This is a genomic window from Pseudomonas sp. TKO26, assembly GCF_003225665.1.
GTDB lineage: Bacteria > Pseudomonadota > Gammaproteobacteria > Pseudomonadales > Pseudomonadaceae > Aquipseudomonas > Aquipseudomonas saponiphila.
In genome coordinates this window covers 181349-195884 of the sequence record NZ_QKLN01000001.1, presented here as the reverse complement: position 1 = coordinate 195884, position 14536 = coordinate 181349, and the positions used below count along the sequence as shown (strand labels likewise).

At 58.6% G+C, this 14536-nt stretch carries 13 protein-coding genes; 4 read left to right on the top strand and 9 right to left on the bottom strand.

Annotation, left to right across the window (positions count from 1 at the left end; all coding sequences use genetic code 11):
- The first annotated feature begins 65 nt into the window (after nt 1–65).
- A complete protein-coding gene (locus tag DNK59_RS00980; RefSeq protein ID WP_110721997.1) occupies nt 66–767 on the top strand; it encodes a hypothetical protein in 702 nt (233 codons plus the stop codon).
- 101 nt (nt 768–868) lie between these two features.
- Here DNK59_RS00980 and glyA read toward each other — a convergent pair whose 3' ends face one another.
- Nucleotides 869–2224 (bottom strand): serine hydroxymethyltransferase, encoded by a 1356-nt coding sequence (gene glyA, locus DNK59_RS00975; RefSeq protein WP_110721996.1) that lies wholly within the window; start codon nt 2222–2224, stop codon nt 869–871.
- Nucleotides 2225–2753: 529 nt separating this feature from the next.
- On the opposite strand from glyA, the gene DNK59_RS00965 reads away from it, so the two are divergent.
- Nucleotides 2754–3356: a helix-turn-helix transcriptional regulator gene (locus DNK59_RS00965; protein ID WP_110721994.1), complete on the top strand. Its 603-nt coding sequence runs from the start codon at nt 2754–2756 to the stop codon at nt 3354–3356.
- A complete protein-coding gene (locus tag DNK59_RS00960; protein WP_092310588.1) occupies nt 3343–4224 on the top strand; it encodes a queuosine precursor transporter in 882 nt (293 codons plus the stop codon). The genes DNK59_RS00965 and DNK59_RS00960 overlap by 14 nt, the downstream gene beginning before the upstream one ends.
- Before the next feature lie 98 nt (nt 4225–4322).
- Here the strand turns inward: DNK59_RS00960 and DNK59_RS00955 are convergent, their stop codons facing one another.
- The 8 genes from DNK59_RS00955 to hmpA form a co-directional block, all read right to left on the bottom strand.
- Complete coding sequence (locus DNK59_RS00955) at nt 4323–4877, bottom strand: cytochrome b (protein WP_110721993.1); 555 nt, start codon at nt 4875–4877, stop codon at nt 4323–4325.
- A gap of 156 nt (nt 4878–5033) precedes the next feature.
- A complete protein-coding gene (gene cyoE, locus DNK59_RS00950; protein WP_060840941.1) occupies nt 5034–5921 on the bottom strand; it encodes a heme o synthase in 888 nt (295 codons plus the stop codon).
- 10 nt (nt 5922–5931) lie between these two features.
- Entirely contained in the window at nt 5932–6261 is a 330-nt protein-coding gene (gene cyoD / locus DNK59_RS00945; RefSeq protein WP_092310581.1) for a cytochrome o ubiquinol oxidase subunit IV, read from the bottom strand.
- Nucleotides 6262–6888 carry a cytochrome o ubiquinol oxidase subunit III gene (locus tag DNK59_RS00940; RefSeq protein WP_011063285.1) on the bottom strand — a complete coding sequence of 209 codons (627 nt, stop codon included), beginning with the start codon at nt 6886–6888 and terminating at the stop codon, nt 6262–6264.
- Nucleotides 6889–6891: 3 nt separating this feature from the next.
- Nucleotides 6892–8910: a cytochrome o ubiquinol oxidase subunit I gene (gene cyoB, locus DNK59_RS00935; RefSeq protein ID WP_110721992.1), complete on the bottom strand. Its 2019-nt coding sequence runs from the start codon at nt 8908–8910 to the stop codon at nt 6892–6894.
- A gap of 3 nt (nt 8911–8913) precedes the next feature.
- Nucleotides 8914–9858, bottom strand: a complete 945-nt coding sequence (gene cyoA, locus DNK59_RS00930) for a ubiquinol oxidase subunit II (RefSeq protein WP_060840944.1) — start codon at nt 9856–9858, stop codon at nt 8914–8916.
- A gap of 795 nt (nt 9859–10653) precedes the next feature.
- Complete coding sequence (locus tag DNK59_RS00920) at nt 10654–11163, bottom strand: disulfide bond formation protein B (RefSeq protein ID WP_092310575.1); 510 nt, start codon at nt 11161–11163, stop codon at nt 10654–10656.
- Between the two features lie 304 nt (nt 11164–11467).
- Complete coding sequence (gene hmpA / locus DNK59_RS00915) at nt 11468–12649, bottom strand: NO-inducible flavohemoprotein (RefSeq protein ID WP_110721991.1); 1182 nt, start codon at nt 12647–12649, stop codon at nt 11468–11470.
- A gap of 156 nt (nt 12650–12805) precedes the next feature.
- Here hmpA and norR point away from each other — a divergent pair, with 156 nt between their 5' ends.
- Nucleotides 12806–14362: a nitric oxide reductase transcriptional regulator NorR gene (gene norR / locus DNK59_RS00910; RefSeq protein WP_110721990.1), complete on the top strand. Its 1557-nt coding sequence runs from the start codon at nt 12806–12808 to the stop codon at nt 14360–14362.
- Nucleotides 14363–14536 lie beyond the last annotated feature (174 nt).

Below are 14536 nucleotides of genomic sequence, written 5' to 3'. Positions count from 1 at the left end.
CGCCCCCGAAAATCCCCCCGGGCCTTTCGCGCCTCAAACCTGTTAAACCAAGTAGTGGATGTTCAATGCCTGATTCCAACACCGAAGAATCCGTAATCGCCCTGACCAACAAGGCCGAGTACGAAAACGCCATTCATCTTTCGCAACACGTGTCCCAGGCCAAGACCATCAGCGAGATGGTGCTCGACGCCTTCCACACCTCGAAAGAAAGTGACCAGATTCGCGAACTGCGTGCTGCGATTCGCCAGGCCCACGACCGCTTTGACGACGACACCGCCTATGAACTCATGGGCCAGCTCAAGCAACTCAAAGACGCCGAGGCCGCCGACCTGGCCGCCCTGGAAGACTTGAGCAAGAAATTCCCCATCAGCCGGATTCTCTCCAGCTACAAGGACGACCCGGACTTCCAGGAGCTGGTCTACGGCCTGGCCCTGAAAGTGCTGAACCAGACTCACCAGGCCATCAGCAACCCCAGCGGTGGCAAGAGCAAGGCGCGGCCGAAGAAGGAAATGGAAGTGTTCGCCATCAGCAAGGACGGCATCAGCGTCACCCTGCCGATGCGCCCGCGCTCCAAGGCCAACGTCGACCGTGAAGCCTTCGAGTTCCTCGGTTTCAGCTTTGTAGGCGAAGGTGATGAGGCGGAACTGGAAAGCGAGATGTTCCTCGACAAGAACGGCAACGAGCAACCAGCGACCCGCAAGAACATCGTCACCGCGATCCAGCAACAGACCGCGTTCGAAGGCTACAGCGCGCAACAACAGCTGTAACCCGGCACTGTAGGAGCGAGCTTGCTCGCGAAGGCGCCAGCCCAAGCTGAGCGCCGAAGAAAAAGCCCCGCACTTCGGCAGAAAGTCGGGGCTTTAACTTTTCAGCGATCCCCGTATTCGCGAATGGGATACATCGCGCAAAACGCTTCGGTCTCTCGCCGGAACTGCTCCTGCAATGCGGGCTCCAGGGTGTATTTCTGCTCGCCGTCGGGCTTCACTTGATCCAGCACCCGGCACACCAGATCGACGATCTGGCGACAGCCCTGGGGGTCCACATAGCGCTGGGCGATGGAGCCCGTGCCGATACACAAGCCATTGGCGGCAAATGACGACCGGGTTTGCCCCGGACCGGGCTTTTTGCTGACGATGATTCCACACTTCTCCAGTGCCGATTCGGCGATGGTGCCGCTGATGCCGCCACGCAGGCGCAGCAGGATCGTGTGATTCTCCGTCCCTCCTCCGACTACCTCGTAGTCCCGCGCCATGAACGCATCGGCCAGTTCATCCGCCGTGGCGCGAATCCGCCCCATGTAGGCATCGAACTGCGGGGACATGGCATAACCCAGCGCGGCCGCCTTGGCGGCAATCATGTTGACTGCGGGCGCGCCTTGCATTCCAGGGAACACCGCTTGGTCGAGAGCCCGACGAAAGCTCCACCTCAGGCCGGGCACCTTGGTGTCTGCATCGCGCCCGCAAAGAATCAGGCCGCCCCGCGGCCCGGCGAGCTGCTTGTGGGTGCAGGTGGTCGTGACATGCGCCACGTCGATCGGGCTCGGATGGCGGCCCGTGGCTACCAGCCCGGCGATGTGTGAAATGTCGGCAAGCAGGAGGGCTCCGGCTTCATCGGCGATGTCGCGAAAGCGCTGGAAGTCCACGACCCGCGAATAAGCCGTCGCACCGCAAATGATGATGCGCGGGCGATGGGCCATCGCCAGTTGGCGGACTTCCTGGTAATCGATAACGCCCTGGGACGTGGTGCCATAGCGAACGGCCTTGTAGTTGGCCTCGATAAAGCTCAGTGCGCCGCCGTGAGCCAGGTGGCCGCCATGATCCAGGGCCATGCCCAGGATCGTATCCCCGGGTTCGGCCAGGGCTGCCAGTACCTGGTAATTGGCGTTAGAAGCCGAGTGCGATTGCACGCAAGCGTATTGCGCGGCGAACAGCTCCCGAGCCCGGCGGATGGCCAGGGACTCGACCCGTTCGACGTTTTCGAACCCGCTCTGATGACGCCGGCCAGGTGCCCCCTCGACGGTGACGTTGACCAGCGCCGAGGCTGATGCCGCCAAGCTTCTGGGGCCGGCGGCGCAGGACGATGCCACCAGGGACAATGTGCGGTGTTGACGCGCGACCTCCGCGTCCAGAATGCTTGCCAGCTCGGTGTCTTCGCATCGCAGGTCGGCCAGCCCACGTCGCAGCAGGTCGGCCTGGGTCCTGAGTGGTTCAGTGTCAGCTGCCATTCTGATGTGTCCCTTCCTTGAGTGTTGCGCGCCACGAACGAAAGCACGCTTCCTGAGTATCACGTTCGTTTGTCTGCATCGGGCTTATCCGAGCCTCGGCGTCAGACTCTATAAGGCGCAACAAAATTAATCAAAGAATTAAACATCTTTCAAATTTAATGATGCTTTTCTTATCGAAGAAGGGCAGCCTCAGCCTCGCGCTACTGAGAACCTTCACTATCGAGAACCATGACGCCGAGCCTGCGGGACTGTATTGTCATGCTCGGCGCATGGGACAATTCTTCCTCGGTGACGCTGATCCCCCCTGCCGAAGGCTTGATCACTCAAGAAACCGACTGCAAAAGCCCCAGGATGGAGGCAGTCCGGCTAAAGGAGCATAGGTTGGTACAGGCAACGAAAAATCCGGCATACATTGGCCGCATCGGTCTGACCGATCTCGTCTCGGCGTCGGGCAACTGCATGCCTGGCACAGCTCTATAAATTTAAAAGATTCAATGGGTTACGGCCAAAAGGAAGTGGTGAGTATCTGATGCACAAAAGAGAAAGAACCGAGCATTTAAAAAGCAACATCAAGTACCTGATAAAAAGCCGTGGTGAGACACAACTGTCTTTATGCAACGCCAGTGGCCTGACCAGAACGACCATTTACAACATTCTGGAGGGCAAGGTCACCAACGTACAGCAGTCCACCATTCGAAAAATCTCTGATTTTTTCGGCGTCTCCTACGAAGAAATAGAGACTGTCGACTTTGAAGAAAAGGAGATCATCGAGAGCAGCATTTCCCCTCAAGGAAACATGAACCCAGCGGCTGTTCCGATCATCAAGGAGAGCCTGCTGATAGCCAATATGAACAAACGAATTGGGGAACTGGCGACGCTCTATCCATTGACTTACTACTTCGGCACTTCCTACAACCTGATAGCGGTACTGCTGGAGAACGAAATCAGTGGCATGAATGAACCCGGCGATCTGTTGATCGTACAAAAGGGCTCATCGACCGACGACACAGAAAAACTGATTTACGACAAACTGGCAGGAAAGCTGCTTATCTTGAATGATGTTTGTTTCGATTCAGATCGCGTGATTGTAGTGGGCGATATCATTGAGGAGCGGTTCAATGACGGCCCATGAAAGCGAAATAGAAAATAGCAAATACAAGCTTCTGGGTTTCGAGAACAATAAAAAACTTGCTGTAATCATGATCATCGCCACAGGCAAGGTCATCAGAATCAAGCTAAGAGAGGTACTGAACAGTGAAATAATGGATAACCTGAACAAAACGGAAATCAAGAATCTGTATCGCAAGCTCTATTCCCAGGGAGACACACTAACCGCATACGATCTGAATGATCGCCATGAAAACTCATGGATGATCTATATCATCCTGAACTTACTGCTCGTCACATTTTATATATTCACCAGCATTGCAGCGACAAAACCCATTTACCTGGAGTCGCTGGACATCATCATTACTCCTGGCACATTCCTTTACTCCATCACTTTTTTGATCGTCGACTTGTTAAATGAGAACTTTGGGCTGCGGCTAGCCAGAAGAGCCATTTTCTTTGCGTTTGCCAGCACATCCACGGTATTCATCCTGCTCTACGGTTCGACCTTCCTGCCAGGGATGCCCGGCTGGAAGCTGGAAACACCTTACAATGATGTGATCATTCAGGTGTCATCCGTACTGGTAGCGTCCTCTGTTTCGTTTCTTGTTTCTGAAAACATAAACTCATACTTGCTGTGCAAGATAAAAGAGCTGACAAACTCCAGATTTTTGTTCTTGCGAATATTCCTGAGTACATTCTTCGCGGTCATTATCGACAGCTTTCTGTTTTGCTATATCGCCTTCTATGGATTGATGAAGAACAGCGACATCCTGAACATGATCCTCTTTCAGATTGCGATAAAAGTATTTTTTGCGCTCTTCAATATCTTGCCTGCTTATGGCGCAAGATCACTGTTCAAGAGATACATGAGCAGCAACCAGACAAAATGATCTGGCACTGAGTATCATCCCGAATCCCGCCAATAGGTTCTAAATAAAAAACCCCGCCCTTCTCTCGAAGACGGGGTTTTCTCTGCTCGGACGACCAATCAGTCCGAGGTCATGCTACCGGCCATGCGCCGCAGGATATGCCCCTGGCCTTTGATGCAGTGCAGGATCACCGCCGCTACATGGCCCACGATCAGTACCAGCAAGGTCCAGCCCAGGAGGCCATGGAAGCTGTTGCCCAGGTCGGTCATCCACTGGATCTTCGGCCCCTCGAAGCCGCTCATCACCGGCAGCCCGAAGGCGGAAAAGGCTCGCCCGGAACCGTACTGGCGCAGCAGCCCGAGAAACGGAATGGCGAACATCCCCGCATACAGCAACCCATGCCCCAGGCGCGCGGCCAGGTTCAGGCTCGGCGGTCGACGATGGCGGTTCAGCAGGCTCCAGAGCAGCCGCACCAGCAACAGCCCCATCAATAGCAGCCCGACTTGCTTGTGGGTCGGCCAGAGGAACTTGTCCAGTGCCGAATCCTCCAGCAGGTAATGGGCGGCGGTCGAGCAATAGATCCAGGCAAAGGCCAGCGCCATGGCCCAGTGCAACCCACGACTGACCGCACCGTAACGCGCCTTGGAGTCGTTCATTTCAATACGGCTTTGCATCACATCCACTCAGGTTCATCCACGAGCGGCGCATTTTACCCGGCCAGGTGGAGCCTTCGGCCCGAAAAGCTTTAAATGATGTGACCGTCGCCCACGCCACATGAAAAAAGCCCCGCGCTTCTCTCGAAGGCGGGGCTTTTCTGTAGCCTGGTCAGCTTAGTGCGCGTAGGTCAGCAACAGCTCGGTCGGGGCCTTGAAATCCACCGACATCATCACGCTCAGCGCGGTGATGGTGAAGATCGAGAACACGAAGAGCTTGCGCGCCCACACGGTGTCATCCACGGCCTTGTAGCCGGTCCAGGCCATGTACAACCAGTACATGCCCATCGCCGCCGCTACCGCCAGGTAGCTCATGCCGGCGTAACCGCTGAAGGTCAGCATCAGGGTCGCCACCAGGAACGCCAGGATGTAGAGCAGGATGTGCTTCTTGGCCACGCGAATCCCACGTTTTACCGGCAGGACCGGAATCGATGCGGCCAGGTAATCGTTGAAGCGGAAGATCGCGATGGCGTAGGAATGCGGCATCTGCCACAGGCTGAACATCACCAGCAGGGTCAGCGCGGCCATGTCGAAGCTGTTGCTCACGGCCACATAACCGATCACTGGCGGCATGGCCCCGGACAGACTGCCCACCAGCGTGCCGTGAACCGACTTGCGCTTGAGGTACAGGCTGTACAGGCCGACGTAGATGACAAAGCCGATGACCGCGAACAACGCGGCCAACGGGTTGGCCACGTAGTACAGCAGGGCCACGCCGGCGATCCCGAGGAGGGAGGCATAGACCAGGGCCACTTCCAGGGAGATCAGGCCCTGGACCAGCACGCGGTTCTTGGTGCGCTCCATCTTCAGGTCGATGTCACGGTCGATGCAGTTGTTGAACACGCAACCGGACGCTACCACCAGCGAGGTGCCGATCATCGCGGCCAGGAAGATGGCCAGATCGACATGCCCTTTCGAGGCCAGGAAAAACCCGCCTGCCACAGAAAGCACGTTACCGAAAATGATCCCCGGTTTGGTGATTTGGATAAAGTGCTTGAGCGACATCGGGTCTACCTCACTTGGCCATCATGACGGTGTGGATGCTGAACATGATCCACAACGACAGACCAACCAGCAGAACAATGACCAACGCGGCGAAGATGAACGCCACCACGTTGTTGCGCTGTGCCGCGGAACGGTCCAGGTGCAGGAAGTACACCAGGTGCACCAGCACCTGGATCACTGCGAACGCCAGGACGATCCACAGGGTCACGTCTTTAGGCAGCGACGGGTACATCACCAGACCAAACGGGATCAGCGTCAGGATGACCGACAGGATGAAACCGATGGCGTAGGACTTGACGCTGCCGTGGCCGGCTTCGTCGTGGGAGTGTGTGTTGGCCATTTACATAGTCCCCATCAGGTAAACAACGGTGAATACGCAGATCCACACCACGTCCAGGAAGTGCCAGAACAGGCTCAGGCAGCTCAGACGGGTCTTGTTGGTCGCCGTCAGGCCGTTTTTCTGCACCTGGTACATCATGATCGCCATCCAGATCAGACCGCTGGTCACGTGCAGACCGTGGGTACCGACCAGGGTGAAGAACCCGGACAGGAAGCCGGAACGGCTAGGGCCGTAGCCTTCGGAGATCAGCAGGTGGAACTCGTTGATCTCCATGCCGATGAAGCCCAGGCCGAACAGGAAGGTCATGGCCAGCCAGCCCAGTACCTGCTTCTTGTTGCCCCGGAAGAACGCCAGCATGGCGAAGCCGTAGGTGATCGAACTGAACAGCAGCAGAGCGGTTTCGCCCAGTACGTAAGGCAGTTCGAAGATGTCGTGGCCCGACGGGCCACCCGCAACGTTGTTCACCAGTACCGCGTATACCGCGAAGATCGACGCAAACAGAATGCAGTCGGTCATCAGGTAGAGCCAGAAACCGAATACGGTCATCTCGCCCGAGTCGTGGTGATGGTCATCGTGCCCATGGTCATCGACATGGGCGTGTCCAGCATTGGTCACTAAGTTCGACATGGATTAAGCCTGTTCCAACGAGGTTTCAACACGGGTAGCCGGGATCTTGTTCTCCGATACCAGACGCTTGTGCTGTTCGGCTTCGATGCGCTCGATCGTCTCGACCGGCACCATGTAGCCTTGATCATCACGGGCAGCGTGGATCGCGAAATAGATCACGGTGCCGGCCAGGCTTGCGATGGCCATCCACCAGATGTGCCAGATCATGGCGAAACCGAACACGGTCAGCAGAGCACCCATGACCAGACCGGTAGCGGTGTTGTTGGGCATGTGGATCGGCTGGTAGCGGCCTGGCTGCGCGTAGGCAGTGCCGTCTTCCTTGGCTTCGGTGAACGGGTCGATGCCTTCGGCTTTCGGCAGTACCGCGAAGTTGTAGAACGGTGGTGGCGACGAGGTCGACCATTCCAGGGTGTGGGCGTTCCATGGGTCGCCGGACACACACATGTTCTGCTTGCGGTCACGCACGCTGACGTACAGCTGGATCAGCTGGCAGGCGATACCCACGGCGATCATCACCGCACCCACCATGGCCACGTACAGGTATGGCACCCACTCAGGGTTGGTGGTGGCGTTCAGACGACGGGTCATGCCCATGAAGCCCAGTGCATAGAGCGGCATGAAGGCGACGAAGAAGCCGGAGATCCAGAACCAGAACGCCGCCTTGCCCCAACCTTCGTGCAGCTTGAAGCCGAAGGCTTTCGGGAAGTAGAAGCTGAAGCCGGCGATGTAGCCGAATACCGCGCCGCCGATGATCACGTTATGGAAGTGCGCGATCACGAACAGGCTGTTGTGCAGAACGAAGTCGGCACCCGGGATGGCCAGCAGTACGCCGGTCATGCCGCCGATGGCGAAGGTCACCATGAAGCCCAGGGTCCACAGAACCTGGCTGGTGATGCGCAGACGGCCGTGGTAGATGGTGAACAGCCAGTTGAACAGCTTCACCCCGGTCGGGATCGAGATCAGCATGGTCGCCAGGCCGAAGAAGGCGTTGACGCTGGCACCCGAACCCATGGTGAAGAAGTGGTGCAGCCAGACCATGAAGCCCAGGATCGAGATAGCACCGGAAGCGTAGATCATCGAGTGGTGGCCGAACAGGCGCTTGCCGGAGAAGGTCGAGATCACTTCGGAGAAGATACCGAACGCCGGCAGGATCAGGATGTACACCTCGGGGTGACCCCAGGCCCAGAACAGGTTCACGTACATCATTGGATTGCCACCAAGTTCATTGGTGAAAATGTGGAAATCCATGTAACGGTCAAGCGTCAGCAGTGCCAGGGTGGCGGTGAGGATCGGGAACGAAGCCACGATCAGCACGTTGGCCCAGGTGCAGGTCCAGGTGAAGATCGGCATGTCCATCATCTTCATGCCCGGGGTACGCATTTTCAGCACGGTGGCCAGGAAGTTGACCCCCGTCAGCGTTGTCCCCAGACCCGATAGCTGTAGCGCCCAGATGTAGTAGTCCACACCCACGCCCGGGCTGTATTGCAGGCCCGACAGCGGCGGATAGGCAACCCAGCCGGTCTTGGCGAATTCGCCGACACCCAGGGACAGGTTGATCAGCACCACGCCCGATACCAGCAGCCAGAAGCTCAGGGAGTTGAGGAACGGATAGGCCACGTCACGCGCGCCGATCTGCAGCGGCACGACAAGGTTCATCAGGCCGGTGAAGAATGGCATCGCCATGAAGATGATCATGATCACACCGTGGGCGGTGAAGATCTGGTCATAGTGTTCAGGTGGCAGGTAGCCAGGCGAACCCTCGGTGGCCATGGCCAGCTGGGTACGCATCATGATGGCGTCGGCGAAGCCACGCAGCAGCATGACCATGGCGACGATGATGTACATCACACCGATTTTCTTGTGGTCGACGGACGTCAGCCACTCGGTCCACAGGTAGGTCCACTTCTTGAAGTAGGTGATTGCCGCGAACAGCGCCACACCACCGAGCAGAATCATGGCAACGGTCACCATGACGATCGGCTCGTGGAACGGTATCGCTTCCAGACTTAATTTACCAAACATCGTTTACTCCTCTGCCCCGGCAGCTGAATGCGAACTCACGTCCATCCCTTCGGTTGCGGCCACTTCCTTTTCTTTCTTCTCGTGCTTGAGCGGCTTGCCCGGTTTCATGCCTTCATACTTGTCGATGACGGTCTGGAACAGGTTCGGCGCGTAGGCGGAGTAGAGCTCGACAGGATTGTTCTGGCTCGGCTTGGAAAGGGCTTCGTATTCAGCGGTGTCCAGCTGTTTAGGTGCCTTTTTGACTTCGTTTACCCAGGCGTCGAAATCTTCCTGACTGGTAGCGATCGCTTTGAACTTCATGCCGGTGAAACCCGCGCCGCTGTAGTTGGCGGAGATCCCTTCAAGTTCGGTGTTCTGGTTGGCAATCAGGTGCAGCTTGGTGGTCATGCCCGCCATTGCGTAGATCTGGCCACCCAGGCCCGGGATGAAGAACGAGTTCATCACGGTGTCGGAGGTGACACGGAAGTTCACCGGGGTATGGGCCGGGAACACGATCTTGTTGACGGTGGCGATGCCCTGGTCGGGGTAGATGAACAGCCACTTCCAGTCCATGGCGACCACTTCGATGGTCACCGGCTTGGCGTCGGACTCCAGCGGACGGTACGGGTCCAGGGCGTGGGTCGACTTGTAGGTGACATAACCCAGGGCAATGATGATCAGCACCGGAACCAGCCACACCGCGATCTCGATCTTGGTGGAGTGGGACCACTTGGGCGCGTAGGTCGCGTCCTTGTTCGAGGCGCGGTATTTCCAGGCGAAGGCGAAGGTCATGATGATGACCGGCACAACCACCAGCAGCATCAGGATGGTGGCGGTGATGATCAGGTTTCGTTCATCCAGACCAACCTGACCTTTGGGATCAAGCAGGGTCCATTTGCAGCCTCCCAGCATTAACATGCCGAGCAGCGGCAATAAGCCTAGTAATCTGGGGTACCTGTTTTTACTCATCTCACGACCTCTAAAGCAGCTTGCGCAATGCAGTTGGGTTTTGATCGCCAACACTTCACCCTGCCAAGGGTTGGCATTTTTCTTCAATTGAATAAGGGCCTGCCCGTTGCGTTAAACGCTCAACGACACATCCCGGGCTAGCAGTGGTTCTTATTCGATCTCGTGGTCAAAGGCCTTGTTACAGACCAATTCCATTTGGTGCGGAAGTTTGGAAGGCGCCGACACCCGCAGTCGCACGGAGCGCTCAATCCGCCCCTCGACCGTCCTCGTGTGCTCAGGGATGAGCAGCGTCGGAAATTCAGTGCGGGCGATTGTAGATATGTCGCGTTTTATAAACCATGTCTTATCCCGAAATAATTTTTATCCCCCGGCGCAACAATCCCTCATGATTATTGCGAAGGATCAGAATCATATCGATTTTCATTCTCAATAAAAAGCCGCAAAAGGGACTTCCTACGCCCCCTTGGAACAGGCTGTACGAGCGACTGAAAGCCGCCTTGGATAGGGCTTCAACCCTTGTAATACGGGCTTTGTAAAGAGATGTATAGATAGCAGGCTATGGATTTGACCCAGCCTGGCGATTTACACAAAGTGACAGACTTCAGGGGAACCGATGGCCCGATATGCAGTCTGTAGCCAGCCTCTCTCCGCCCCCGTGCGACCGCGACAGTGTGACAACATGTCGCACTTTTGCCGCCCCTTCACTTGCTGCAAATCACGGACTTTTCAACAGCCGGATAATCGACATGAAAAAGCCCCGGCCCCTGTTGAGGGACCGGGGCTTTTCCGGGTGAATCAGTAGGTTTTCTTGCGATTGCGCACGACGCCCAGGGGCACCAGGATCACCGTCAGCACGAACGCCAACAGCGCCCATTGCGCCAGGGACAGGCCGAGGATCGGCGGGTACGGCGTGGAGCAGAAACCGTCCACCTGGAAGACCAAGGGAAAGATGCTCGCCAGCGGCAGGCCGTCGACGAAGGGCTGCAGCACATCGATGCCGCAGCTCACCGCCGGGTAGAACTGGGTGTACACATGGTGCCCGGCCACCCCGGCCCCCGCGATGGCACTGATAACCACCAGGGTTTCCATCACGGTGACCCCACGTCGCGAACTCAGGGCCGCCCCGATGAAGGCGAACAGAGCGATCAGCAGCAGGGCATAGCGCTGCAAGATACACAGCGGGCAAGGCGCCTCGCCCAGCACCACCTGCATGTACAGGGCCCCGCCGATCAGCGCCAGGCAGATAATCCCCAGCAGCACCAGGAAGCGCCGTTCACGCCCTAAACGCAGTCTGTCGTCACTCATCCCTATTCCTTTTTCTGTTGTCTGCTCAACCGCCGTAGCCGTGCTTGCCGCGCCAGCCCGCCGATTGAATTGCGAAGTTGATCTGATTGCCATCGGGTGCCCGGAAGTCTACACGCTGATCATGACCTTTGAATGCACTGCTTCGAAGGCAATACCCAAGGTTTACGGGCCTCAGGGGCACACCATGAAAGGACGGTGATGGCTGCGCCATCCCGGCATCGGGGGGAATTAACGCCAGGCAGGTTAAGCAGGGATTAACAACCCAGCCCCGTTGCGGGGCCAGGTTGTGCAGGAGCCAGCCGGGTTATTCCAGGGCCGCCGCCGGGCCGAAGAACTCATAGCGGCTCTGTTGCTCGGGAATGCCCAGGGCCTTGAGGTGGCGCTTGATGGCCGCCATGAACCCCTTGGGGCCGAGGAAGTAGGCGTCCAGATCGCGCTGCTCCGGCAACCAGTCGGCCAACTGCTCCCGAGTCAGCAGCCCCAGCTTGTCCGCCGCCGGGCTGACACCGTCGTCCTCGGCGTAGCAGTAGAAGCGCTTGAGCTGTGGATAACGCTGGGCCAGTTCGTCGACCCAATGACGGAACGCATGCACCTGGCCATTGCGCGCGCAGTGGATGAAATGCACCGGGCGCTCCGTGGCCAGGGCCGCCTCCAGCATCGGCAGGGTCGGCGTGATGCCCACGCCGCCACTGATCAGCACCAGTGGCTTGTCGCTTGGCTTCAAGGTGAACTCGCCGGCAGGCGGGAACAGCATGATGCTCGTGCCTACCACGCATTGGTCATGCAGGTAGTTGGAAACCACGCCCCCGGGTTCGCGCTTGACGCTGATGCGGTACTGCCCCTGGCTGCAAAGTGCCGACAGCGAATAGTTGCGCCGTACTTCCTGACCGTCGATGAACAGCTGCAAGCCGATGTACTGGCCCGGCTCGGCGGCGAGGATCGGCCCCTGATCCTGCGGCGCGAAATACAAGGAAGTGATTTCCGCACTCTCCTGCACCTTCTGCACCAGCTTGAATGCCCGCGCGCCACGCCAGCCGCCCGGAGCCTGGGCCTTCTGGTCGTAGATCGCGGCCTCGGCGCCGATCAGGATATCCGCCAATTGGTTGTAGGCCGCGCCCCAGGCATTGATCACCTCAGGAGTGGCAATCTCGCTGCCCAGCACCTCGGAAATGGCCCGCAACAGGCAGCCCCCGACAATGGGGTAATGCTCCGGCAGGATCTGCAGGGCCACATGCTTGTTGATGATCTTGGCCACCAGATCCCCCAGTTGATCCAACTGGTCGATATGCCGGGCATACATCAGTACCCCGTTGGCCAGGGCGCGGGGCTGATCGCCACTGGCCTGGTGCGCCTGGTTGAATAGCGGACGCACCTGGGGGTACTCGGACAGCATCATCCGGTAGAAGTGGGTGATCAGCGCTTCACCACCACTCTCCAGCAGGGGCACGGTGGCTTTGATGAGGGTGCGATCTTGAACGCTTAGCATAAGGACAACTCCTGGACTTTATGACTGCTTGCAGGTTTCTCTTATCCAGTCAGTTTTCATGCCAAGATTAAAATCGTTATATATCAACAACTTAAAATTAAGTTAGTCATAAAGACACCCATGCATTTATAGTCATTAAGACTAGACGGAGTCATTATGACCGCAAAATCCCTACTCACGACCCTGCTCCCCCTGGTCTCCGACCTGTCCCGGGAACTGCCTGAGGGCGAACGCTACCGCCGCCTGCTGGAAGCCTTGCGCGCCTTGCTGCCCTGCGATGCCGCCGCGCTGCTGCGCCTGGATGGCCAATGGCTGGTGCCACTGGCCGTGGACGGCTTGAGCACCGATACCCTGGGCCGCCGCTTCAAGGTCAGCGAGCACCCGCGCTTTGCCGCCCTGCTCGCCAGCCCCGGCCCGACCCGTTTTGCCAGCGACAGTGAGCTGCCCGATCCCTATGACGGCCTGGTGGAAGGTCTTGACGAGCACCTGGAAGTCCATGACTGCATGGGCTGCCCGCTGTTCGTCGATGAGCGGCCCTGGGGCCTGCTGACCCTCGACGCCCTGGATCCGCAGCGTTTCGAGCCCATCGAGCTGGACGCCCTGCAGGCCTTCGCCAGCCTCGCCGCGGCCACGGTCAGTGCCGCCGAGCGCATCGAACGCCTGGCTCTGCGGGCCGAAAACGAACATCAACGGGCCGAGGTCTATCGCCAGGCCAGCGGACAGCAGCGCGAGATGATCGGCCAGAGCAAGGCCCACAAGCGCCTGCTTGAAGAAATCAGCCTGGTGGGCGGCAGCGACCTGACGGTACTGATCACCGGTGAAACCGGCGTCGGCAAGGAGTTGGTGGCCCAGGCCATTCACGCCGCCTCGCCCCGGGCCGAACAGCCGCTCATCAGCCTCAACTGCGCGGCCCTGCCCGACACCCTGGTGGAAAGCGAACTGTTCGGCCATGTGCGTGGCGCCTTCACCGGAGCCACCCAGGATCGCCGGGGCAAATTCGAGCTGGCCAATGGCGGCACGCTGTTTCTCGATGAGGTGGGCGAGCTGTCGCTCACGGTCCAGGCCAAACTGCTGCGGGTCTTGCAGAGCGGACAGTTGCAGCGCCTGGGTTCGGACAAGGAGCATCAGGTGGACGTGCGCCTGATCGCCGCCACCAACCGCGACCTGGCCGAGGAAGTGCGCAGCGGACGCTACCGTGCCGACTTCTACCACCGCCTCAGCGTCTACCCGCTGCGCGTGCCGGCCCTGCGCGACCGGGGTCGCGATGTACTGCTGCTCAGCGGCTACTTCCTGGAACAGAACCGTTCGCGCATGGGCCTGGGCAGCCTGCGACTCAGTGCCGACGCGCAGCAGGCGCTGCTGGGCTACAACTGGCCGGGTAACGTTCGCGAGCTGGAACACCTGATCGGTCGCAGCGCCCTCAAAGCCTTGGGCAACTGCCGCGAACGACCGAGGATTCTCAGCCTGGATGCAGCCGACCTCGACCTGCCCGGGCTCAGCGAAAAAGCCCCCACCGCCCTCGCCCCAGCCCTGGAAAGCCTGACGCCGGCGCCCCTGGACGGCGACCTGCGCCAGGCCACCGAACGCTATCAACGCCAACTGATCAACGCCTGCCTGGAACGGCATCAGCACAACTGGGCCGGTGCCGCCCGTGAGCTAGGCTTGGACAGAGCCAACCTCAGCCGCCTGGCCAAGCGCCTGGGCCTGCGCTAGACACCAGGGTTGGGTGGTGGGAGCTGGCTTGCCAGCGCAGGGCACAGAACAGATCCCGTGCCCCGCCCTGCGCCGACGGAAAGCAGGAACACCGCTAAAGCCTGCCTTGAATACGTCGATAACCCGTTATCAATGGTGCTGCGTGGGTCGAGCCACACGCCAACTTTTCAGAGA